20 protein-coding genes are annotated in these 19,874 nt (G+C 72.1%); 8 read left to right on the top strand and 12 right to left on the bottom strand.

Going from position 1 to position 19,874, the window contains the following annotated elements; genetic code table 11:
- The first annotated feature begins 76 nt into the window (after positions 1–76).
- Positions 77–1,267 carry a mechanosensitive ion channel family protein gene (locus FLW16_RS44365; RefSeq protein WP_221890882.1) on the top strand — a complete coding sequence of 397 codons (1,191 nt, stop codon included), beginning with the start codon at positions 77–79 and terminating at the stop codon, positions 1,265–1,267.
- A 70-nt stretch (positions 1,268–1,337) separates the two neighbouring features.
- Here FLW16_RS44365 and FLW16_RS03810 read toward each other — a convergent pair whose 3' ends face one another.
- Positions 1,338–1,643 carry a DUF6401 family natural product biosynthesis protein gene (locus FLW16_RS03810; RefSeq protein WP_142557649.1) on the bottom strand — a complete coding sequence of 102 codons (306 nt, stop codon included), beginning with the start codon at positions 1,641–1,643 and terminating at the stop codon, positions 1,338–1,340.
- A 172-nt stretch (positions 1,644–1,815) separates the two neighbouring features.
- Positions 1,816–2,841 carry a LacI family DNA-binding transcriptional regulator gene (locus tag FLW16_RS03805; protein ID WP_221890881.1) on the bottom strand — a complete coding sequence of 342 codons (1,026 nt, stop codon included), beginning with the start codon at positions 2,839–2,841 and terminating at the stop codon, positions 1,816–1,818.
- A gap of 399 nt (positions 2,842–3,240) precedes the next feature.
- On the opposite strand from FLW16_RS03805, the gene FLW16_RS03800 reads away from it, so the two are divergent.
- The 4 genes from FLW16_RS03800 (at position 3,241) to FLW16_RS03785 (ending at position 7,239) form a co-directional block, all read left to right on the top strand.
- Positions 3,241–4,698 carry a GH1 family beta-glucosidase gene (locus tag FLW16_RS03800; protein WP_221890880.1) on the top strand — a complete coding sequence of 486 codons (1,458 nt, stop codon included), beginning with the start codon at positions 3,241–3,243 and terminating at the stop codon, positions 4,696–4,698.
- Positions 4,699–4,828: 130 nt separating this feature from the next.
- Positions 4,829–5,638, top strand: coding sequence for an SAM-dependent methyltransferase (locus tag FLW16_RS03795; protein WP_312847115.1), 810 nt, complete (start codon positions 4,829–4,831; stop codon positions 5,636–5,638).
- Positions 5,639–5,939: 301 nt separating this feature from the next.
- Entirely contained in the window at positions 5,940–6,506 is a 567-nt protein-coding gene (locus tag FLW16_RS03790; protein ID WP_142557645.1) for a cysteine hydrolase family protein, read from the top strand.
- Between the two features lie 91 nt (positions 6,507–6,597).
- Positions 6,598–7,239 (top strand): protein-L-isoaspartate O-methyltransferase, encoded by a 642-nt coding sequence (locus FLW16_RS03785; protein ID WP_142557643.1) that lies wholly within the window; start codon positions 6,598–6,600, stop codon positions 7,237–7,239.
- Here the strand turns inward: FLW16_RS03785 and FLW16_RS03780 are convergent.
- Positions 7,227–8,831 carry an acyl-CoA synthetase gene (locus FLW16_RS03780; protein WP_142557641.1) on the bottom strand — a complete coding sequence of 535 codons (1,605 nt, stop codon included), beginning with the start codon at positions 8,829–8,831 and terminating at the stop codon, positions 7,227–7,229. The two genes, FLW16_RS03785 and FLW16_RS03780, sit on opposite strands and share 13 nt — an antisense overlap.
- A gap of 223 nt (positions 8,832–9,054) precedes the next feature.
- Between FLW16_RS03780 and FLW16_RS03775 the strand changes: the two genes are divergently transcribed.
- Entirely contained in the window at positions 9,055–9,849 is a 795-nt protein-coding gene (locus tag FLW16_RS03775) for an inositol monophosphatase family protein (RefSeq protein ID WP_142557639.1), read from the top strand.
- Between the two features lie 6 nt (positions 9,850–9,855).
- Here the strand turns inward: FLW16_RS03775 and FLW16_RS03770 are convergent, their stop codons facing one another.
- The 3 genes from FLW16_RS03770 to FLW16_RS03765 all read right to left on the bottom strand — a co-directional run bounded on the left by FLW16_RS03770 (position 9,856) and on the right by FLW16_RS03765 (position 13,068).
- A complete protein-coding gene (locus FLW16_RS03770) occupies positions 9,856–11,835 on the bottom strand; it encodes a glycosyltransferase family 39 protein (protein ID WP_260614849.1) in 1,980 nt (659 codons plus the stop codon).
- A 113-nt stretch (positions 11,836–11,948) separates the two neighbouring features.
- Positions 11,949–12,092 carry a hypothetical protein gene (locus tag FLW16_RS43375; protein WP_167769261.1) on the bottom strand — a complete coding sequence of 48 codons (144 nt, stop codon included), beginning with the start codon at positions 12,090–12,092 and terminating at the stop codon, positions 11,949–11,951.
- Positions 12,093–12,195: 103 nt separating this feature from the next.
- Entirely contained in the window at positions 12,196–13,068 is an 873-nt protein-coding gene (locus FLW16_RS03765) for a LysR family transcriptional regulator (protein WP_142557635.1), read from the bottom strand.
- A 116-nt stretch (positions 13,069–13,184) separates the two neighbouring features.
- Here FLW16_RS03765 and FLW16_RS03760 point away from each other — a divergent pair, with 116 nt between their 5' ends.
- Entirely contained in the window at positions 13,185–14,048 is an 864-nt protein-coding gene (locus FLW16_RS03760; RefSeq protein WP_142557633.1) for an aldo/keto reductase, read from the top strand.
- 20 nt (positions 14,049–14,068) lie between these two features.
- On the opposite strand, the gene FLW16_RS03755 is transcribed toward FLW16_RS03760, so the two are convergent.
- Both FLW16_RS03755 and FLW16_RS03750 read right to left on the bottom strand, forming a co-directional pair.
- The gene (locus tag FLW16_RS03755; protein WP_142557631.1) at positions 14,069–14,929 is read right to left on the bottom strand and encodes a hypothetical protein; all 861 of its coding nucleotides are present in this window, start codon (positions 14,927–14,929) and stop codon (positions 14,069–14,071) included.
- 113 nt (positions 14,930–15,042) lie between these two features.
- The gene (locus tag FLW16_RS03750; protein ID WP_142557629.1) at positions 15,043–15,420 is read right to left on the bottom strand and encodes a VOC family protein; all 378 of its coding nucleotides are present in this window, start codon (positions 15,418–15,420) and stop codon (positions 15,043–15,045) included.
- Between the two features lie 117 nt (positions 15,421–15,537).
- Between FLW16_RS03750 and FLW16_RS03745 the strand changes: the two genes are divergently transcribed.
- On the top strand, positions 15,538–16,362 hold the full coding sequence (locus FLW16_RS03745) for an SAM-dependent methyltransferase (RefSeq protein WP_142557627.1): 825 nt from the start codon (positions 15,538–15,540) through the stop codon (positions 16,360–16,362).
- A 37-nt stretch (positions 16,363–16,399) separates the two neighbouring features.
- On the opposite strand, the gene FLW16_RS03740 is transcribed toward FLW16_RS03745, so the two are convergent.
- The 4 genes from FLW16_RS03740 to FLW16_RS03725 all read right to left on the bottom strand — a co-directional run bounded on the left by FLW16_RS03740 (position 16,400) and on the right by FLW16_RS03725 (position 19,683).
- A complete protein-coding gene (locus tag FLW16_RS03740) occupies positions 16,400–17,203 on the bottom strand; it encodes an ABC transporter permease (protein WP_142557626.1) in 804 nt (267 codons plus the stop codon).
- Positions 17,200–18,174 carry an ATP-binding cassette domain-containing protein gene (locus FLW16_RS03735; protein WP_142557624.1) on the bottom strand — a complete coding sequence of 325 codons (975 nt, stop codon included), beginning with the start codon at positions 18,172–18,174 and terminating at the stop codon, positions 17,200–17,202. The genes FLW16_RS03740 and FLW16_RS03735 overlap by 4 nt, the downstream gene beginning before the upstream one ends.
- Before the next feature lie 27 nt (positions 18,175–18,201).
- On the bottom strand, positions 18,202–19,047 hold the full coding sequence (locus tag FLW16_RS03730; protein WP_142557622.1) for a DUF4097 family beta strand repeat-containing protein: 846 nt from the start codon (positions 19,045–19,047) through the stop codon (positions 18,202–18,204).
- Positions 19,048–19,137: 90 nt separating this feature from the next.
- The gene (locus tag FLW16_RS03725; protein WP_142557620.1) at positions 19,138–19,683 is read right to left on the bottom strand and encodes a toxin-antitoxin system HicB family antitoxin; all 546 of its coding nucleotides are present in this window, start codon (positions 19,681–19,683) and stop codon (positions 19,138–19,140) included.
- Between the last annotated feature and the right edge of the window lie 191 nt (positions 19,684–19,874).

Here is a 19,874-nt window from a genome sequence, read left to right as displayed (position 1 = left end):
CGGACCGGGTATGAGACGCCGATCATCGGGTAGCCGTGGGCCCCGTACGTCGTGGAAGCTCTCAACAGGAGGACCCATGGCCGCTCCGGTCGACTGGGGAAGAGGAGTGGCCGACGCCTGGTCGTCGGTCGCCACGTTCGTCCCCAAATTCCTCGCATTCGTCGTCGTCCTCGCGGTGGGCTGGCTGGTCGCCAAGGCACTGCGGAAGGTTGTGGACGCCGTACTCGAACGCGTCGGGTTCGACCGGTGGGTCGAACGCGGGGCCGTGGGACGGACGCTGGCGCGCAGCAAGTACGACGCGTCCGGCCTGCTCGCGAAACTCGTCTACTACGCGATCCTGCTGATCACACTGCAGATCGCCTTCTCCGTCTTCGGGCCCAACCCCGTCAGCGACCTGCTCGCCGGAGTGGTGGCGTGGCTGCCCAAGGCCGCCGTGGCGATCGTCATCATCGTGGTCGCCACCGCCATCGCCAGGGCCGTCAAGGACATCGTCACCGCCGCTCTGGGCTCCCTGTCGTACGGCCGGGCGCTGGCCACGATCGCGTCGGTGTTCATCATCGGCCTCGGCGTCATCGCCGCGCTCAACCAGATCGAGGTCGCGACCACGGTCACGACGCCCGTGCTGATCGCGATCCTGGCCACCATGGCCGGCATCCTCATCGTCGGTGTCGGCGGCGGCCTGGTCCGGCCGATGCAGCAGCGCTGGGAGCACTGGCTGAACCGGGCGGAGGCCGAGACCGAGACCATCCGCGCCCAGGCCGCGGCCTACAGCCGGGGCCGCGCCGACGCGATGGAGACCGCCGCCATGCCGCGGGCCGAGCAGCCGCGGCAGCGGGTGGGGGCCTTCGCCCAGCCCGCCTCCACCGCGTACCCGCAGAGCACCGCGTCCCGGGAGAACATCGCGCAGCCGCAGGGCACCGCGCAGCCGGGGAACATCGCGCAGCCGGGGAACATCGCGCAGCCGGAGAGCGTGCGGTCGGAGAGCGTGCAGTTGGAAGGCGCCGTGCGGCCGCAGAACGTGGGCGGGAACATCCCGGGCGCGCAGGGCGCAGGGGACGCACCGGTGAGCCGGCCCGCGCACCCCGAGAGCACCCCGCCCGTCGCTCCGGGCGCGCCGACGACTCCCATCCCCCCGGCGGGCGCGGTCCCTCCGAGTGCCCCCGGAACCCCGGGCGCCCCGATGCCGCAGGACGCGCCGGGTGAGGTGACGCGACCCACCTCCTCCCGGCCGAATCCCCCGGAGGAGCCGCCGTCGCCGCGACGGTGAGCCCGTCAGTCGCGCGGGGCGTCCCTCATGGGGAGGGGCGCCCCGCCGCTGTGCCGGAAGCGGTGGGGAGTCAGGCGGGTTCGGCCGCGGTGTCGAGCATCAGGCAGACCGCGGTCATGCGGAGGGTGGCGAAGTCGAGCGGCTGGTCCGGTCCCGGCGCCCGCCAGCCCTTCTCCCGCGCGCCGTCCCAGTAGCCGATCAGATAGGCGAGCAGGGAGGCCGTCCCGACCAGCTCGCCCAGCTCCGCGATGGCGTGCTTGACGGCGGTCATGTGCTGGTCCAGCGAGGCGAGGATCCCGGGATGCTGATGCCGCAGGTCCAGCACGCGCTGCGCGAACTCGGCACGGATGCGGACAGGCCAGGACTGCTCGGACACAGAAGTCCCCCGGAGGGTCAAGGGTGATGAGTGCCTCATCACGATAAGCGCCTCCGGGAGCACAACGATCCAGAACGCTCAGAGAGGGCGAAACCTCGAGCGGGAGCACCCGTCCGTGCCCGGCGCGGCCCGGGCCGGGCACGGATGTCCGGCCCCAGGCGGGCGGAGAGGCTCAGAGCGGGAGCGTGCTGGAGCCGCGCACGACGAGTGTCGTCGGCAGGATCCGGGGCGGCGGGGCGTCCGCACCGTTGATCATGGAGACGACCGCCTCCGCGGCGGCGGTGCCGAACCCGGCCTTGTCCTGCGCGACGGTCGTCAGGCCCGGCGGCACGAGCGCGGCCACCTCGATGTCGTCGAACCCGACCAGGGCGATGTCCTCGGGCACCTTCAGACCGGCCTCGCCGATCGCGCGCAGCGCGCCGACGGCCATCTCGTCGCCCGCGACGAACACGGCGTCGGGCCGCTCGTCCGCCTCCAGCAGGCGGCGCATCGCGGCGTGGCCGCCCGACAGGTAGAAGTCGCCCTCGACTACGAACTCGGGCCGGCGCGGCAGCCCCAGCCGGGACATCTCGTCCTGGTAGCCCCGCAGGCGCTCGGCGCCCGGACGCGTGTGCGCCGGGCCGGTGATCGTGGCGATGGCTCGCCGTCCCCGCTCGTGCAGGTGCCGTACGGCGAGGCGGGCGCCGCCCGCGTTGTCCGAGGTCACGTACGTGGCGCGGGAACCCTCGACGGGGCGGTCGAGGCTGACGCAGGGGACGCCCGATTCGGACAGCCGCTGCAGTGAGGGATCCCAGGTGCCGCTGTCTATCATCACGACGCCGTCGAGGTTGTGCCTGCGCACGGCGCGCACGTAGGCGTCTTCCGTCCTCCCCCCGCTCGTGTCCCCGCTGGTGGCGAGCATGAGGAGGTGATATCCGCGCCCGCTGAGCGCCGTCTTCAGGCCGATGAGGATTTCCTGGAAGAACGGGTGCCGCCAGCCGGGCCGGCGGTGGTCGGTATCCCACACCAGGCCGACCATGAAGGACTTCTTGGTGGCCAGGGTGCGGGCGGACTCGTTGGGCAGGTAGCCGATTTGGCGGGCCGTCCGCAGGACCTGCTCCCTGGTCTTCGCGTTCACCACCTCGGGGTTGTTGAACACGCGGGAGACGGTCGCCGGAGACACGCCGCACAGGCGCGCCAGCTCTCTGATCGTTGCCACGGACCAAACGCTATCGCATCTCGCTGTAACCGGTTTCATGCAACCGGTTTCCCCAAAATAGGCAACTGCGGGTAAGCCCGTCAACCAGTAATCGGAATTTCCTTCCGTCACGTTTTCGTGACTTGACAACTTCCCCTCCCCTTATGTGTGATGGCGGGCATCGGCCGGCGCTTTCTCGTTGCCACGGGCTCGGCCGCTGTCGTGTCTCGCAGCCGCTTCCCTTTCTCCTATGAGGGAGTTCAGGTGTCCGCTGCGGAACTCCGTCTGCCCGCGTATGTGCCCGCCGTACGGCTCGGCGGGTCCCGCGGCCTTCGGGGGAACGGTTCCATCGCCCGCACGGCCGCTCGCCGTGTCCGGGCTGGTCACCAGAGCGGGCACGGAACCTGGAGCGAACAGGGAATGACGGCGACCGACGAACGCCTCGCCATGCGGCGGACCTTTCCCGCCGGCTTCGTGTGGGGCACGGCCACCGCGGCGTACCAAATCGAGGGGGCCGTCGACACCGACGGCCGGGGGCCCTCCATATGGGACACCTTCTGCCGGGTGCCCGGCACGGTGGCACGGGGTGAGTCGGGTGAGTCCGCCTGCGATCACTATCACCGCTGGCAAGAGGATGTCGATCTCATGAAAGATCTGGGGGCGGGGGCCTACCGATTCTCTGTGGCCTGGCCGCGGGTGCTGCCCGACGGCCGCGGACCGGTGAACCGGCGCGGGCTCGACTTCTACCGGCGGCTCGTGGACGCCCTGCGCGAGGGCGACATCGAGCCGTACGTGACCCTCTACCACTGGGACCTGCCGCAGGCGCTGGAGGACCGCGGGGGCTGGCGGGTCCGCGACACCGCCGAGCGGTTCGCCGACTACGCCGAGGTGATGTACGACGCCCTCGGCGACTCGGTCGCGAACTGGATCACGCTGAACGAGCCGTACTGCTCGGCCATCGTCGGCTACGGCGAGGGCCGGCACGCGCCGGGCGCCAAGGAGGGGCACGGCGCCCTGGCCGCGGCCCACCACCTGCTGCTCGGCCACGGCCTGGCCGTCGCGCGCCTGCGGGAGATGGCCAAACCCGGTCAGCAGATCGGGGTGACGCTCAACATGTCCCCGACTGTGCCGGTGACCTCCTCGCCGCAGGACGTCCGGGCCGCGCGGCGGATGGACCTGCTGGTCAACCGGCAGTTCACCGAACCGCTCTTCGGCGGCGCCTACGCCGCCGACATGGCCGAGACGTTCGGCCGGATCACCGACTTCTCCTTCCGGCGGGACGGCGATCTGGACGTCATCGGGACGCCGGTGGACTTCCTCGGGGTGAACTACTACTACCGCCTGCACGTGGAGGCCGCGCCGTACGAGGAGGCCGACCCCGCCCGGCGCTCGGCGTTCGACCTGGGCGCGCGCACCGTCACGCCGGAGGACGCGCGCACCAGCGGCCTGGGCTGGGTGGTGGAGCCCGAGGGGCTGTACGAGACCCTCGTCGGGCTGACCTCCCGCTATCCGGACCTGCCGCCCGTCTACATCACGGAGAACGGGTACGGCGACGACGGCGTGCTCGAGGACAGCGGGCGCATCGACTACCTGCGCGACCACCTGGCCGCGACCCGCGACGCGATGACGGCGGGCGCGGACGTGCGGGGGTACTTCTGCTGGTCGCTGATGGACAACTTCGAGTGGGCCCGGGGCTACTCCGCCAGGTTCGGCCTGGTGCACGTGGACTACGACACCCAGGTGCGCACACCCAAGGCCAGCTTCCACTGGATGCGCGACTTCATCACCGACCCGGTCGTCACCGGTCCTGTCACGACGGGCCCGGTCGACATCCTGGTCGCCGGCACGCCGGGGGGTGAGCGCCCGGCGGGGGACTGAGGAGCCCGCGGGGCTCCGGGTCGACCGGCCGCGCCGTGGCGCGTGCCGGTCAATCCCCCCTTTGATGCGCCGAATCCTGATTAATCAGCTACGTTTTGATCAACGTACGAGCGCATCAGGGGCAGGACGGATGAAGATGGAGCAGGGTCCGCCGGGAATCGACGTGACGGTCCCCAGCGTCGCCCGGATCTACGACTACCTCCTCGGCGGCAAGGACAACTTCGCCGTCGACCGGGCGGCGGCCGAAAAGCTCATCGAGCTGACCCCGAACGCGCGTGAGGGCGTGCAGACCAACAGGCGGTTCATCCGCCGGGCCGTGACCCTCATGGCCCGGGAGGGCATCCGCCAGTTCCTCGACATCGGCGCCGGCCTGCCGACGCAGGAGAACGTCCACCAGGTCGCGCTCGGCGAAGCCCCCAACTCGCGGGTGGTCTACGTCGACAACGACCCGATCGTGCTCGCCCACGGCCGGGCCCTGCTGGCCGACAACAGCCAGACGATCGTCGTGGACGGCGACCTGCGCGAGCCCGAGGCCATCCTCGACGATCCCCGGATCAACGAGCACATCGACTTCGGCAAGCCGGTGGGCCTGCTCATGGTGGCCGTGCTGCACTTCATCCCCGGCACCGAGGACGCCGAGCGCGTCGTCGCCACTCTGCGCGACCGGCTCGCCCCCGGCAGCGCGATGGCCATCAGCCACCTGTCGTACGGCGACCTCGACGAGGAGAAGATCCGCGAGGGACGCGAGCTGTACAAGAACACCTCCGCCGGGGCGGTCACCCCGCGCACCCACGCCGAACTGCTGCGGTTCTTCGACGGGTTCGACCTGGTGGATCCGGGTCTGGTCGTGCCCGAGGAGTGGCGGCCCGAGCCCGACGAGCCCAAGCTGCCGAGGATTCCCGGCGTGGACGGCTACGCAGGCGTCGGCCTGCTGCGCTGACGGAAGCGTCACGCCGACCGGCTCTTCACGCCGGCCGGATCCCGGCACTGACGGGGTTGTCGACGGGCCGGCCCGCCGCGGACGCTCCACCAGCGCGGTCGCGAACGCGGCGATCGAGCCCGCCAGCGCCACGCGCTGCTCACCGTTGGCCTGGTCGCCGCGGTTGAACAGGTCGCGCGGCAGCTCCGGGTTGCCGGCGAAAGCACTCCGATTTGGGGGTGCTCCGTACGCGGGCCGAAGTTTGTCGGTGGGCGGTTCTAGGGTGGGGCGGCACAGGATCCGCGACGAGAACGGGAACCCCATGACGACCCTGGCTGATCGCCCGAACACCGCTCTGCTGGTCATCGACGTCCAGAACGGAGTGGTGGCAGGCGCCCCCGCTCGCGACACGGTCATCGCGAACATCGACAGCCTGGTCGGCAAGGCGCGCGCGGAGGACGTGCCGGTGATCTGGGTGCAGCACTCCGACGACCACGATCTCCAGCGGGGCAGTGAGAACTGGCAGTACGTTCCCGAGCTGGTCCGCCGCGACGCCGAGCCGCTCGTCCACAAGAGGTACGGCGACTCGTTCGAGGACACCGACCTGGAGGCGCTGCTCGCCGAGCGCGGGGTGGGCCGTCTCGTCGTCACGGGCGCCCAGACCGACGTGTGCATCCGCTCGACCCTCCACGGGGCCTTCGTCCGGGGGTACGACGTGACGCTGGTCGGCGACGCGCACACCACCGAGGACCTCACCGCCTATGGCGCGCCGGCCCCGGAGCAGGTGATCGCGCACACGAACCTCTACTGGCAGTGGCAGAGCGCCCCCGGCCGCCGCGCGGGGACCGTCGATACGGCGGAGGTGACCTTCGCCGCCGACGCGGGCTGAGGTTCCCGCGCGGCTGAGGGGGCATCACCGAGGTGAGCGGGCCGCACTGGGGGACGGCGCCGCTCACCGTCTGAACGCGAGCGTGGTGGACGTGACCGCAGCCGCCTGTCCCGAAGACCTCGTCCGGGCCGTCCGGGCGGTGGGCGTGCGTGACGAGCGACTGCTCCAGGCCGTGCGCTCGACCCCGAGAGCCGGTTTCGTCCCCACCGAGCACATCGCCCAGGCGTACGAGGACGTGCCGATCCCCATCGCGCACGGGCAGGTGACCACCCAGCCGTCGCTGTCGGCCACGATGATCGAAGGGCTGGGACTCACCGGCCGGGAGCATGTGCTGGAGGTCGGCAGCGGTCTCGGATACCAGACCGCGCTGCTCGCCCGCATGGCCGCCGACGTGGTCGGCGTCGAACTGTGGCCCGACCTCGTGCGCGGGGCGCGGCGCAACCTCGCCCGGCAGGGCATCCGCAACGCGGAGGTGCTCGTCGGCGACGGCGGCCAGGGGGTGCCCGAGCACGCCCCTTACGACGCCGTCATCGTCTCGGCGGCCTTTCCCACGGTCCCCGCGCCGCTGGTCGAACAGTTGCGGCTCGGCGGTCGCCTGGTGCAGCCCATCGGCACCGGCGGCCGGGAGGAGGTCGTGTTGTTCGAGCGCTCCGTCATCGGCCTGGAACCGCGCCAGGTCCTCACGCTGGCCCGCTTCGTCCGCCTCCACGGCCGCTACGGCTACCCCTCCTGACGTCCCGGAGTCCGCACGCCGGGGATGCGGTCGGCGAGGGCGGCGTGGCGGTCCCGGAGCTCGCGCTTGAGGATCTTGCCGCTCGGGTTCTTCGGCAGCGCGTCCACGAACGCGATGGCCTTGGGCACCTTGAACGCGGCGAGCCGCGCCCGGACATGGGTCCGCAGCTCCTCCTCGGTGACGGTCACGCCCGGCTTGGTCACCACGATCGCGACGACGGCCTCGATCCAGCTCGGATGGCGGACCCCGACGACGGCCACCTCCGCGACCGCCGGGTGCTCGTAGACGACCTCCTCGACCTCGCGGCTGGCGACGTTCTCCCCACCGGTCTTGATCATGTCCTTGATCCGGTCGACCACGGTGAGATAGCCCTCCTCGTCCATCACCCCGAGGTCGCCCGAGTGGAACCAGCCGCCGCGGAACGCCTCGGCCGTCTTCTCGGGGTCGTCCAGGTAGCCGAGGATCGCGTGCGGGCTGCGGTGCACGATCTCCCCGATCTCCCCGGGAGGGACGTCGTTCCCGTCGGCGTCCACGACCCGGGTCTCGACGTTCAGGGCGGCCTGGCCGGCCGAGCCCGCCTTGCGGATCTGGTCCTCGGGCTGGAGCATCACCGCGACCGGCGCCATCTCGGTCTGGCCGTAGAAGTTCCACAGGCGCACGTCCGGCAGCCGCTCGCCGATCTCCCGCAGCACCTCGACCGGCATGATCGCCGCGCCGTAGTAGCCCTTGCGCAGCGAGGACAGGTCGCGCCGGTCGAAGTCCGGGTGGCGCAGGAGCGAGATCCACACCGTGGGCGGGGCGAAGAACTTGGTCACGCCGTGGCGCTCGATCGCCTGCAGCACCGCGGCCGGGTCGGCCCCCGGGAGGATGTGGCTGGAGGCGCCGAGCTGGATGTCCGGCACCAGGAAGCAGTGCTGCTGGGCGCAGTGGAACAGCGGCATCGCGTGCAGTTCGACGTCGTCGCGGGTCATGCCGCCGTCGATGACGCAGCTCGCGTACTGCGCGATCAGCGCCGCGTGGGACAGCACGGCGCCCTTCGGGCGTGACTCCGTGCCCGAGGTGTAGAGGATCTGCGCGGGGTCGTCGGGACCGATCGGCACGACCGGCTCGGCCACGGCCTCCTGGAGCAGGGAGTCGAACGGCTCCCAGCCCTCCTCGGGCGCCGGGCCGTACACCATGCGCAGCCGCAGCCCGTCGGCCTGCTTGGCCGCGTCCCGCGCCACCGGCAGCAGGGCGTCCTGCGCGATCAGCGCGACCGCGCCGGAGTGGGACAGGACGTAGGCGATCTCGTCGGCGCCGAGCATGAAGTTGACCGGCACGAGGACGGCCCCGGCGCGGGCCACTCCGAAGATCGTCCGCACGTAGTCCACGCTGTTGCGCGACAGCACCGCCACACGGTCGCCGGGACGCACGCCCCGGGCGATCAGCGCGCCCGCCACCCGCGTCACGTCCTCGTCGAGCTCCGCGTACGTGCAGGATCGGGCCGCGTCCGCCACGGCGAGACGGCCGGGGTGCCGCCGGGCGGAGCGCCGGAGCAGGTCCGCGAGCGACTGGCGGCGGGCGAGGGCGACATCCGGCGAGGCGGGGGACATGAGCGGCTCCAACACCTGAACAGAGGAAACTTCTGGATCAGCCTAGTGAGAACCGATCGCCTTGGGGAGAGGGCCGCCACCCGCCCTCCCCGCGACGGCCGGAAGCGCTGCGGCAGGGAGCGCTGCGGCACGAGCAGGGAGCGCTGCGGCACGAAAAGCGGCCGCACCCGCGCATCCCGGCGGTGCCGACCGGCGCCGCCGGGGTCGTGATAGTCCTGTTCTCGTGTCGATCACAGACGAGGAACTGGCCCTGACGGCGGCGCAAGCCGGAGCCGCCGTCGTGCACGCCATGTACGGGACGTCGCTGACGCGCTTCGCGAAATCCGCGGACGACTTCGCCACGGCCGCGGACATCGAGGCGGAGAAGGCCATCCTCGACGTCATCCGCACGGCTCGTCCGGACGACGCCGTGACGGGCGAGGAGAGCGGCCGCACCGGGCGGGACGGCGTGGAGCGCATGTGGCTGGTCGATCCCCTGTGCGGCACGCTGAACTACGCCGCGCGCACCATGCTCGTCGCGGTGAACGTCGCGCTGCGTGCGGGCTCCGCCGTCACGGCGGCGGCCTGCGCCGATCCCTTCGCCGGTGAGGCGTTCTGGACGGACGGCGCTCACGCCTACGTCCGCCGTGGCGCTGTGGACGAGCGGCTCACGCCGTCGGCCGAGTCGCGGCTGGTGGACGTCAACCTCGATCCGCCGTTCCCGAACGCACCGGCCTTCCTTGCCGCCGGGCTCCTCGCCGACCCGGGCTTCGCCGAGCGCTTCCGCCCACGGGTCGTCTCCACCACCCTGGCGGTGGCGTGGGTCGCCGCCGGTCGGCGCGCCGCGTACGTCACCGACGGCCATCTGCGCGACAGCGTGCACTTCGCGAGCGGGATCGCGCTGTGCCAGGCCGCCGGATGCGTGGTGACCGGCATCCACGGCGAGCCGTTGCACACCGGCGCGGGCGGGCTCGTCGTGGCGGCCGATCGGGAGACGCACACCGCGTTGCTGGAGATCATCGCCCGCGCCGATCGGTGAGCACGGTCAGGCGGCCGCTGACGGAGTGGTCGTGGGGGTGAGGTCGAAGACCGTGACGCCGTCCACGGTCCGCGGCTCGAAGGTCTCCTGCACCCACGCGGCGATCCGGGTGGCCTCGTCACTGCCGCTCGTCCCGCCGCGGCCCATGCCCATGCCCGTGCCGATGAAGTAGTGGATCCGGCCCTCGGCGACGTACTGCTGGAACCGCGCCAGCGTGGGTGCGGGATCGGTGCCGTTGAAGCCGCCGACGGCCATGACGGGTTCCTCCGTGGCCAGCTGATATCCGGCGGCGTTGTTGGAGCCGACGGTCGCCGCCACCCAGGTGTAGCGCTCCGTGTCCGCGGACAGCAGCGCGGTGAGCTCGGCGCCGGGCGTCGCCGCGTTCAGCAGACCGCCACCGCCCGGGCCGCCGCCTCCGGGGCCGCCCATGCCGCGCCCGCCGGGGTGTCCGCCCTGACCGGGCCGTCCGGGGAACGCGCCGCGCGGACCGCCGTTGAAGCCGCCCCGCCCGAAGGCCCCGCGCGCGCCGAAGCCGCCGGGTCCGCCGAAGGCGCTCGGGCCCGCCGACGGGATGGCGCCCGTGTGCGGGGTGGCCGCCGTCTCCACGGCGTACGCCGCCGGGCCGGTAAGGCAGGCCACGAGTCCGGCGACGGCGGCCGTGGCGAACAGCCGCACGCGCGCCCGCCGCAGGGCGAGGATCGCCACGGCGGCGACCGCGCCGGCGGCCGGGACCGCCAGTGCCAGCCAGGGGAGCCGGCCGGAGGCGCGCGACAGCAGCACCGACGCCCACCAGGCGGTCACCACCACGGTCGCCGCGAGCGTGACGACGGCGGCGGGGCGGTGCCTGCGCTCCCACAGCAGGGCCGCGCCCATGCCCACGAGCGCGGCGACGGGCGGGGCCAGCGCGACCGTGTAGTACGCGTGGAAGATCCCCTGCATCAGGCTGAAGATCAGGCCGGTCACCAGCAGCCAGCCGCCCCACACGCCGAGCGCGGCGCGGGCCGGGTCGGTACGCGGGGCCCGGCGCAGCAGCCACAGCCCGGCCACCAGCAGGAGGAGCGCGGCGGGCAGCAGCCAGGAGATCTGCCCGCCCGCTTCGGTGTCGAACAGGCGCAGCAGCCCGGCCTGCTGGTTGGTGTTGCCGAGCCCGCCGGCCTCGTCGCCGCTGAGCCGGCCGAGGCCGTTGTAGCCGAGCGCGAGCTCGAGCACGCTGTCGTCCTGCGACCCTCCGATGTACGGCCGGGAGCCGGCGGGGATCGCCGCGACGATCGCCGGCCACCATCCGGCCGACACGAGGACGGCCAGGCCCGCGAGGGCGAGCTGGCCGAGCCGCCGGCGCAGGCTCGCCGGAGCCGCGACCAGGTAGACGAGCGCGAAGCCCGGCAGCACGAGGAACGCCTGGAGCATCTTGGCGAGGAATCCGGTGCCGACGCAGAGCGCGGCGAGGACCAGCCAGCGGGTCTCCGCCTTCTCCTGCGCCCGCACCAGGCAGTACGCCGCCAGCGTGAGCAGCAGCACCAGCAGCGCGTCGGGGTTGTTGAACCGGAACATCAGCACGGCCACCGGGGTCAGCGCCATGACCGCGCCCGCCAGCAGCGCCGCCCAGACGGGGAAGCGGCGGCGGACGGTGGCGTACAGCACGCCCACGGCGGCCGTCCCCATCAGCGCCTGGGGGACCAGGATGCTCCAGGAGTTCAGCCCGAAGATCCGCACGCTGAGGGCCATCGGCCACAACGCGGCCGGCGTCTTGTCCACGGTGATGGCGCCCGCCGCGTCGGAGGCGCCGAAGAAGAACGCCTGCCAGCTCGCGCTGCCCGCCTGGACGGCCGCCGAGTAGAAGGAGTTGGCCCAGCCGGAGGCGCCCAGCCCCCAGACGTACAGCACCGCCGTGGCGGCGAGCAGCAGGGCGGGGGCGAGCCGGGCGGGCACCCGGCGGGGTGCGGTTCCCACGGCCGGCCGGGGTGGGCGGAGTGTGTCAACGGTCACCGGGATCGTCCTTCGCGTCGTGTCGTCGTCTCACGACGCTAGGAAGCGCGTCTCGGCCTCCGCTGAGATCCGCATGAGGATCCGATGAAGGACGCCCTCGGGATCCCGGTGGCTCAGATGCTCTCGGGCTCGCCCTCGTCCACCTGGTAGGTCGTCTCCCACGAGGCGCCGCAGTGGCAACTGCTCCGCTCCAGCAGCTGTCCGTCCTCGGTGACGGCGTAACCGTCGTTGAGGCGGACGTGGACGTGCACGCTCATAGGAGTCGCCTTCGTGGTCGTCGGCTGTTCGGGCGGCCCTGGGGCCGAACCCCGAAGCCTTATGAGGTGTTTTATACCAACTTGGGCGATTTTTGACTAGAAGCTATCGGGTACCACGGTGGATCTCGTCCAGCAACGCGGCCGCCGCGGCGCCGCCGGGCGCCCCGCTCACCGCCACGGTCTCCCACATCGGAGCCGGGTCCGCGAGCTCCAGGAAGCGCACGCGAGCGGTCTTCGCCGAGAACGACCGGGGGACCAGGGCGACGCCGAGGCCGTTCCCCACGAGATCGAGCAGGGAGTGGACGTCGGTGACCTCCAGGGCCACGTGCCGGTCGACACCGGCGGCGGCGAGGGCCTCGTCGGCCCGCGTCCGGGTGCCCCAGTCCGGCGGGAAGTCCACGAAGCGCTCGCCCCGCAGCGCCTCCAGCCCCACTCGCCCCAGCACGGCCAGCGGGTGCCCCGGCGCGCAGGCCAGCACGAGCGGCTCGGCCGCGAGAGGGGCCACCACGACGTCGTCGGGCTCGCGCGCCGGGCGGGACACCAGGGCGAGGTCGAGGCGGCCCTCGCGCACCTGCTCGACCAGTTCGCCCGAGCCGCCGTGACGCAGCCGGATGTCGAGGCCGGGATGGGCCGCCACGAACCCGGCGAGCACCGCCGGCAGGTCCACCGCGTGCAGGCACTGCAGCGAGCCGATGGACAGCGATCCGCGCAGCAGGCCCTGGACGGCGGCCACGGCGTCACGGGCCGCGTCGCTCGCCGCGAGCGCCCGCCGGGCCTCCACCAGCAGCGCCCGGCCCTCGGGCGTGAGCCGCACCTGCCGGGTGTTGCGCCGGAACAGGTCGGCGCCCAGCTCGCGTTCGAGCGCGCGGATGGACGCCGACAGGCCGGACTGAGCGATGCGCAGGCGCTCGGCCGCCCGGGTGAAGTGGTTCTCCTCGGCGACCGCCACGAAGTACCTGAGCTGCCGCAGCTCCACCGTTCATCACCCACGCTGCTCAATGCGATCGAAATCTTCTGTTGGACGGCTTAATGCCGGATTCGCAGGATAGGACACAGAACTCTGATCTGTGTCCTTCGAAAGGGGATCTTCTTATGCGGACTCGCCGCATCGGCGACGTGCAGGTCGGCGCGATCGGTCTCGGGGGCATGCCGATGTCCATCGAGGGGCGGCCCGACGAGCAGCGCTCCATCGCGACCATCCACGCCGCACTGGACGCCGGGGTGACGCTCATCGACACCGCCGACGCCTACCACCTGCACGCGGACGAGGTGGGCCACAACGAGCTGCTGATCGCCAAGGCTCTGGCGAGCTACGACGGGGACACCTCGGACGTGCTGGTCGCCACCAAGGGTGGACACCTGCGCCCGGGTGACGGCTCGTGGACGCTCAACGGCTCACCCGACTACCTGAAGCAGGCGTGCGACGCCTCGCTCAAGCGGCTGGGCGTCGACGCGATCGGCCTCTACCAGTTCCATCGGCCCGACCCGCGGGTGCCGTACGAGGAGTCGGTCGGGGCGATCCGCGACCTGCTGGACGCGGGCAAGATCCGCTATGCCGGCATCTCCAATGCGAACCCCGAGCAGATCCGCCAGGCCGACGAGATCCTCGGCGGCCGTCTGGTCAGCGTGCAGAACCAGTTCTCCCCGGCCTTCCGCTCCAGCGAGCCGGAGCTGGAGCTGTGCGCGGAGCTGGACATCGCGTTCCTGCCCTGGAGCCCGCTCGGCGGCAGCTCCAGAGCGGGCGAGCTGGGCTCTCGCTTCGCGCCGTTCGCGGAGGTGGCGCGGGCCCACAACGTGAGCCCGCAGCAGGTGTGCCTGGCCTGGATGCTGGCCAAGGCGCCGGTGGTGATCCCGATCCCCGGCTCGTCGCGGCCGGAGACCATCCTCGACTCGGTGAAGGCGGTGGACCTGGAGCTGTCACCCGAGGAGCTCGGCCGGCTCGACGCGGCGGGCTGAGCACTCGTCCGGGAATCACCTCACTCGTCCGCCCACTGACGGTGCCGGGCCGCCGCGGCCAGCGCGGCGGCCCGCGCCGTCTCGGTCGGCGTGAACGGCAGGTCCGGCCGCCGCGCCACCAGCACGCCGCCGGCGGGCAGGGGAACGGCCATCACGGTCGGTCCTTCCTCGGGAGCCGGCTCGCCGGGGCCACGCCTGCTGATGTCCGCCGTGCGCAGCAGCTCGGTCATGGCCGCGACCAGCTCGCCGGGGTCGTCGCGCACGCGCCGGCCCAGCAGCAGCGCCTGGATGCCGGGGTCGATGAGGTCCCTGACCTGGGCGGGGACGATGACGGCCTCTGCCCCGCCGGCCCGGTCGACGGCGCGCCACAGGTCGAGGGGCGTCAGCGAGGCCGGGGCCTCGACGATGAACTCGTCCAGGGCGTCGCAGCCTCCCGGCATCATCGACGCACTCCCGGCGGGCGCGATCTGCAGGGCGAGGATGTTGCAGCGCAGCCGGGCGAACGCCCCGGCGAGCGCGGCGAGGCGGCCGGGTCGCTCGGCGACCCTGGCCCGCACCCGCCACAGGCTCGTGGGCTGCTCCGCCCTGACGCGGGCGCGCGGCCGTACGCCTTCCGAGGCCGACAGCCGGCGGTGCACGGCCGAGCCGAGGATCAGTGCCAGGCCGAGGCCGACGAGGACCACCGGACCGGGGTCCCGGTGGCCGAGCAGGGTGGTGAGCAGGTGGGCGAGGCCGACGGCGAGGAAGAGCGCGGCCAGCTCCACGACCTCCCGCCGCCAGGACCGGACGCCGTGGTGCGGGTGCGGGTGCTGCGGGTGCGGGTGATGCGGCCCGGGAGACGCGTGTCCGCCCCCGCCGGCGGCATTTCTCGGTTCGCTCATACCCCGGAAGTCTGACCGGGCGTTGTTACATGGTCACGGTCCGTGGAATGTCGCCCGCATTAATCCGCTTTCACACGTCCGTCGTCCCCGCCGCCAGATCATCAGGGTGCCGGTCAGTCCGTCCTGACCCAGAGACAGAACGGGTGCCCGGCCGGATCGAGGTAGACCCGCACGTCGTCCTGCGGCTGGTGGCCGGCGAGGGTCGCGCCCGCCTCGACGGCGTGGGCCCCGGCGGTTTCGAGGTCGTCCACCTCGATGTCGAGGTGGAGCATCATCTGCTGCTCCCCGGGCGCCGCGGGCCATACGGGCCGCTCGTACAGCTTCTCGGTCTGGAACGACAGGCCCGTCCCGCCGCCGGGCACGCGCAACGTCACCCATTCGGGCTCGTCGTGATCGATCGGCCAGCCCAGCAGCCGCTGGTAGAAGGCCGCCAGTTCGCGTGCGTCGGGTGCGTTGAGCACCGCCGCCGTCAGGGTCATGCGTGGCGTCATGCGTCCTCCTGAGATCGTCATCGTGCCGCTGCCCCATTGCCCGCGGGTGAATCTCAGGGGATGATCTTCGGGATCATGGAATCCGTGGGAGCGATCCCATCGGCGAGGAGCGGACGCATGGACGAGTTCGGACAGGCACCGGCGGGCATCGATCCCACCGTCCCCAGCGTCGCCCGGATGTACGACTACTACCTGGGCGGCAAGGACAACTTCCCGGCCGACCGGGAGGCCGCCGAGAAGATGCTCGCCATCGGCCGCCAGATGGGCAACGACGGGCGGGAGATCGCCAGGGAGAACCGCGGCTTCCTCGGCCGCGCCGTACGGCACCTGGCCGAGTCGGGCGTCACCCAGTTCGTCGACATCGGCGCCGGGCTGCCCACGCAGGAGAACGTCCACCAGGTCGCGCAGCGGCACGCCCCCGGATCGCGGGTCGTGTACGTGGACAACGACCCCGTCGTCCTCGTCCACGCGCGGGCGCTGCTGGCCGACAATCCGGACACGATGGTCATGAGCGGTGACCTGCGCGATCCCGGCGCCATCTTCGACGACCCGGCGGTGCGGGCCCACATCGACTTCACCCGGCCGTTCGCCGTCCTCCTGGTCTCGGTGCTGCACTTCGTGACCGAGGACGAGACCGCCGCCCGCATCGTGGCGGAGATACGGGAACGGCTGGTCCCGGGCGGCCACCTGGTGCTGTCGCACATCTACAAGGGCGACATCCAGGAGGAGGTCGTCGAGGCGAGCAAGCAGGTCTACTCGGCGACCGCCTCCGGCGGGCTGGCGGGCCGGTCGCTGGCGCGGATCACGTCCTACTTCGACGGGCTGGAGATCCTGGAGCCCGGCCTGGTCCCCGTGCAGGCGTGGCGGCCCGACGTCCCTTGGGAGGTGCCGACGGACCCGGGCGACTCCGGCATTTTGGGAGCCGTCGCCCGCAAGCCCTGACCGGGCCACAGGAGTCCCCGATCGACGGCGCGGGTGGTCAGGCGCTGACCGCCTTCTTGTAGAGGCGGGTCGCCAGCGGGATGAACACGACCAGGATGACGGCGATCCAGAGCAGCGATGCCGGGATGGCGTGCTGGAGGGGCCAGGCGTCCGGGGTCCTCATCGCGGTGCTGGTGTTGCCGAAGAGTTCGCGGGCGGCCTGGGTGATGGTGGAGACGGGGTTCCACTCGGCGACGACGCGGAGCGGCGTGGGCAGTTCGGAGCTGTCGAGGAAGGCGTTGGAGACGAACATCAGCGGGAAGGAGAGCGTGGTGGCGATGTTGTTGAAGCTCTCCGGGGTGCGCAGGGCCAGCGCGACGGCCGCGGTGAACCAGGAGAACGCGTAGGCGAACAGCAGCAGCAGCCCGAAGCCGAGGAGGGCCTCGTAGGGCGAGGTGTGCACCCGCCAGCCGACGATCAGTCCCATCACCGCCATGACGACCAGGCTGGCGAGGTTCATCAGCAGGTCGCTGACGGTCTGTCCGATCAGCACCCCGGACGGGGCCATGGGCAGCGAGCGGAACCGGTCGAAGATGCCCTTCTGCAGGTCCAGGGTCAGCGTGTAGCCGGTGATCTGCGCGCTCATGAGCACGGCTTGGACGAAGATGCCGGGGAGCAGGAACTCCCGATAGGACATCCCCGGGATGTCGATGACGCTGCCGAAGACGTAGGCGAACATCAGCACGAACACGATCGGGAACATGATCGCGGAGCCGAGCAGGTCCGGCGACCGCCTGATCTTCAGGGTGTTGCGCCTGGCGATGGTCCAGCCGTCGGCGATGGGCATGGTGAGCGCGTTCATCGGGTGGCCTCCCGGGCCTGGGGGTCGGTGCCGGACGCCTGGTGCCCGGTCAGGGTGAGGTAGACGTCGTCGAGGGTGGGCCGCCGCAGGCCGGCGTCGCGCACCCGGACTCCGGCGTCGGCGAGCAGGCCGAGGAGCTGGCGGAGCGACTCGGGGCCGTCGGTGACCGGGGCGGTGATCTGAAGTGATTCCGGCGCCGTCCGTACGGCGCCCACGGCGAACCGGGCGAGGGTCTGCCGGGCGGTCTCCAGCTCGGCGGCGTCGGTCACGGTCAGTTCGATGCGGTTGCCGCCGATCTGGTCCTTGAGCTCGTCGGCGGTGCCGCGGGCGATGGCGCGGCCATGGTCGACCACCATGATCTGGTCGGCGAGATGGTCGGCCTCCTCCATGTACTGGGTGGTGAGCAGCAGCGTGCTGCCGGCCGCGACGAGTTCCGAGATGGTGTCCCACAGCGCGGCGCGGGCGCGGGGGTCCAGGCCTGTGGTGGGTTCGTCCAGGAACAGCACCGGAGGGTCGGCGACCAGGGCGCCGGCGAGGTCGATGCGGCGGCGCATGCCGCCGGAGTAGCCCTTCACCGGACGGTCCGCGGCGTCGGTGAGGTCGAAGCGTTCGAGCAGCTCACGGGCGCGGGCCTTGCTGCGCCTCGCGCCCAGGTGGTACAGCCGCCCGATCATCTCCAGGTTCTCGGCGCCGGTGAGGTGCTCGTCGACGGCGGCGTACTGGCCGGACAGCCCGATGGACGAGCGCAGCCGCCGGGCGTCGCCGACGACGTCGCATCCGGCGACGGTGGCGCGGCCGCCGTCGGGGCGCAGCAGCGTGGTCAGCACCCGCACCGTCGTGGTCTTGCCGGCGCCGTTCGGGCCGAGCAGGGCGAGCACCGTTCCTTGTGGGACGGCGAAGCTCAGCCCGTCGAGAGCGGTCACCTCGCCGTATCTCTTGACCAGTCCTTCGGCGGTGATCGCGTCGCTCATGGGGGTCTCCTTGCTGGTGTCGGGAGGTCAGGACCGGTGGATGTCGACGTCGCCCCAGTTGGTGTTCACGTGCACCTCGACGACCGTGTCGGTGGTCTCGGGGCCTTCGGCGGCGTCGAGGGCGTTGCGCACCACGCCGTTCTTGGAGTGCAGGTCCAGCCAGGCGGCCGTGCCCTCGGCGATGCCGACGCCGACCTTGCCGTAGCCGGTCTCCAGATGCATGGTGCCGCTCACCGCCGCGTCGATCCGGATCCCGCCGTGCGCGGTCTTGGCGGTGAGGTCGGCCAGCACGCGGCCGACGGTGATGTCACCGTGGGCGGTCTTCAATTGCAGGTCGCCGGTCGCTTCGCCGAGGGTGATGGCGCCGGTGGAGGTCTTCAGCGTGCCGGGGCCGTCGATGGTTCCGATCCGGATCGCCCCGGTGGAGGTGGTCACCTCGGCGGGGCCGGCCACCCGGTCGACGGAGATGTCGCCGTTCGACGCCTTGACCTCCAGGGGGCCGGTCTCCTCCAGGCGCTGGTCGCCGTACGAGCTGTGCAGGACGACCTGGCCGAGCGGGCCGGTGGCGATGAGGTCCGCGGCGCCTTGGGTCTCGACGCGGGAACCGGCAGGCAGTTCGACGGTCACGTCGATGGAGCCGCGCCAGGGCAGCAGGTACCTCAGGGCCTTCGGCTTGGGATCCTTGACCAGCAGCCGTCCGCCGGAGAACTCGACGATCGTCCGCTCGGCGGCCTGCACGCTCGCCTCGCTGGACGGGTCGCTGGGGCGCACCTCCACCACGGTGTCGGCACGGTCGCTCGCGTGGACGCGGACCTGGCCGAGGTAGATCTGGATGTCGGCGGTGATCGGGTCGGGGGTGTCGAAAGCAGGCATGGCGGAGCCCTCCTCACGGGTCCGGTGGAACATCCCGGCCTCGGGGCCGGGCGAAGAGTGGTGACGGGTGACGAGACCGGGCGGGCGCCGCTAGCGCACCCAGCCGGTGTAGCTGCGCCCGCTGCGGGGCTGCTGCGGCCGGTCGGCGGGACCACTCCCCGCGCCCGGCTCGAACGCGGCGGAGACGGCGCGGACCAGCCAGGCGTTGACCGAGATCCCCTGCCGGGCGGCCGCCTCTTCCACGCGTACCTTCAGGTGTTCCGGCAGCCGCAGGGTCACCCGCGCCGTGCCGCCCTCCTCGCCGAACGGCGGCCCGGCGGGCGGCACGGCCTCCGGCGCGGCCGGCGGCGCGGTCTCCGCCCCGCCGGCCGTGCCCCCCGAAGACGGACCCGATTGCGGTGGCGTCACCACGAACGCCGGGTCGCCGCCGCGCAGCCGCACGTCGACCGAGCCCGGTGCGAGATCACGGGTGATCTCGTCCGCCGCCGCCGACAGCGCCTCCAGCAGGGTGAGCCTGGTGGCCGATTCGAGGGCGCCGGTCAGGCGCTCGGCCAGCGCGCGGGCGTCCGGGCCGCCCGCCTCGGCGGCGACGGCGAGCTGACGGCGGAGGTTCTCGACATACGGCATCAGGTCCATGACTCAACTATGACGCCACTATGACGTCACGTCAATCGGCTCTGACGTCACGTCGCATCGAGATGATGTCATGCACAGCACGGCGTAGGAAGGAGCGCAGGAAACAGCCAGGAAAACAGCGCAGGACGGCGAGCCGACCGGCGACGCCGCCGTTGTGCGCCGGGCCGGTGCCCGCGTCCCCCGGACGACAG

The organism is Microbispora sp. KK1-11, from assembly GCF_006874435.1.
Classification (GTDB): Bacteria; Actinomycetota; Actinomycetes; order Streptosporangiales; family Streptosporangiaceae; genus Microbispora; species Microbispora catharanthi.
Note: the sequence above shows the minus strand (reverse complement) of the source record. Positions and strands in the feature narration are given on the sequence as shown.

Coding starts and splice junctions, on each gene's coding strand:
- FLW16_RS44365 (WP_221890882.1), top strand. CDS start 77: ATGGCCGCTCCGGTCGACTGGGGAAGAGGAGTGGCCGACGCCTGGTCG.
- FLW16_RS03800 (WP_221890880.1), top strand. CDS start 3,241: ATGACGGCGACCGACGAACGCCTCGCCATGCGGCGGACCTTTCCCGCC.
- FLW16_RS03795 (WP_312847115.1), top strand. CDS start 4,829: ATGAAGATGGAGCAGGGTCCGCCGGGAATCGACGTGACGGTCCCCAGC.
- FLW16_RS03790 (WP_142557645.1), top strand. CDS start 5,940: ATGACGACCCTGGCTGATCGCCCGAACACCGCTCTGCTGGTCATCGAC.
- FLW16_RS03780 (WP_142557641.1), bottom strand. CDS start 8,831: ATGTCCCCCGCCTCGCCGGATGTCGCCCTCGCCCGCCGCCAGTCGCTC.
- FLW16_RS43375 (WP_167769261.1), bottom strand. CDS start 12,092: ATGAGCGTGCACGTCCACGTCCGCCTCAACGACGGTTACGCCGTCACC.
- FLW16_RS03760 (WP_142557633.1), top strand. CDS start 13,185: ATGCGGACTCGCCGCATCGGCGACGTGCAGGTCGGCGCGATCGGTCTC.
- FLW16_RS03755 (WP_142557631.1), bottom strand. CDS start 14,929: ATGAGCGAACCGAGAAATGCCGCCGGCGGGGGCGGACACGCGTCTCCC.
- FLW16_RS03750 (WP_142557629.1), bottom strand. CDS start 15,420: ATGACGCCACGCATGACCCTGACGGCGGCGGTGCTCAACGCACCCGAC.
- FLW16_RS03745 (WP_142557627.1), top strand. CDS start 15,538: ATGGACGAGTTCGGACAGGCACCGGCGGGCATCGATCCCACCGTCCCC.
- FLW16_RS03740 (WP_142557626.1), bottom strand. CDS start 17,203: ATGAACGCGCTCACCATGCCCATCGCCGACGGCTGGACCATCGCCAGG.
- FLW16_RS03735 (WP_142557624.1), bottom strand. CDS start 18,174: ATGAGCGACGCGATCACCGCCGAAGGACTGGTCAAGAGATACGGCGAG.
- FLW16_RS03730 (WP_142557622.1), bottom strand. CDS start 19,047: ATGCCTGCTTTCGACACCCCCGACCCGATCACCGCCGACATCCAGATC.
- FLW16_RS03725 (WP_142557620.1), bottom strand. CDS start 19,683: ATGGACCTGATGCCGTATGTCGAGAACCTCCGCCGTCAGCTCGCCGTC.